At 69.3% G+C, this 628-nt stretch carries 1 protein-coding gene; it reads left to right on the top strand.

The window, feature by feature from the left end:
- On the top strand, window positions 1-628 hold a 628-nt coding region (locus ACTWQN_RS38035), incomplete at both ends, for a methionine adenosyltransferase domain-containing protein (RefSeq protein ID WP_443208529.1).

The following is a 628-nucleotide window of genomic DNA, read 5'->3' as shown; positions in this document are numbered from 1 at the left end:
ACATCCCGACCATCGTGCGGGAGAAGATCCTGGAGATCGGTTACGACTCCTCGGCCAAGGGTTTCGACGGTGCCTCCTGCGGTGTGAACGTGGCGATCGGGTCGCAGTCGCCGGACATCGCGCAGGGCGTGGACACCGCGCACGAATCGCGGGTCGAGGGCGACAGCGACGAGATCGCCCAGCAGGGCGCCGGTGACCAGGGCCTGATGTTCGGCTACGCCTGCACCGACACCGACGAGCTGATGTCGCTGCCGATCGCGCTCGCGCACCGGCTCGCCCGGCGGCTGACGAAGGTCCGCAAGGACGGCGTGCTGCCCTACCTGCGGCCGGACGGCAAGACGCAGGTGACCATCGAGTACGCGGGCGACCAGCCGGTTCGGCTGGACACCGTGGTGCTTTCGACGCAGCACGCCGCGGACATCGACCTGGAAGGCATGCTGGCCGGTGACATCAAGGCCAAGGTCATCGACCCGGAGCTGGAGCGGGTGGGTCTGGACGCCGCCGACACCCGGCTGCTGGTCAACCCGACCGGCCGGTTCGTCGTCGGTGGTCCGATGGGTGACGCGGGGTTGACCGGGCGGAAGATCATCGTCGACACCTACGGCGGCATGGCCCGCCACGGTGGCGG

This window comes from Saccharopolyspora antiqui (assembly GCF_052246905.1).
GTDB lineage: Bacteria > Actinomycetota > Actinomycetes > Mycobacteriales > Pseudonocardiaceae > Saccharopolyspora.
This window is presented reverse-complemented; position numbering and strand designations above follow the sequence as displayed.